General features: G+C 42.5%; 1 pseudogene. It reads left to right on the plus strand.

Annotation, left to right across the window (positions count from 1 at the left end):
• Positions 1–638: pseudogene (locus BKN38_RS11350) on the plus strand (hypothetical protein); the annotation flags it as partial.

A 638-nucleotide genomic window follows, 5' to 3' on the forward strand; every position in this document is an offset into this window, starting at 1 on the left:
AATCCCGCCAAAACGCCAAACGCTACCTTTCACTCGTGCGCCCTATGGTGTCGGCATCTTTGAAGCTTACCCGCGTGGGTGATAATAACGATGGCGGATATGTGATGCTTGCCCCCCCCCCCCCACAAATAGACGCAGCTAAAACAAGCGCAGGCAAAATCGGTGCAGACAAAATCAACACAAATAAAATAAACACAGACAAAATAAATTCGCAACCAAAAGCACTTTCTCTTGGCGTTTCTCCTTATTCTCCTTGGGATTTGGATATGGCAAATCGCGGCTATAAAGTCATACAATATGATGCAAGCATCAAGCACGCGCCATACAATCACCCAAATATCACTTTTATAAAAAAGTTTGTAGGCGCGCATGATAGCCATGATACGATGAGTTTTGATTCTGTGATAAAAAGTAACAATCTAAGCAAAGACGCCCACAATATCGCGCAAATCGATATAGAAGATGCAGAATGGGATATATTAGAAAAAATCGATTTGGGTGCGATTAGCCCATATTTTTCGCAAATGCTTTTTGAGTTTCACAACTGCGACCCAAGAGATGAGGCGCTCTCTAGCAGGCGGCTAAAAGTGCTTGAGAAGATTTTGGAATTTTATACGCCGATACATACGCATTTTAAT

The sequence above is a fragment of the Helicobacter sp. CLO-3 genome, assembly GCF_001854545.1.
In the GTDB taxonomy this organism is placed as follows: Bacteria; Campylobacterota; Campylobacteria; order Campylobacterales; family Helicobacteraceae; genus Helicobacter_B.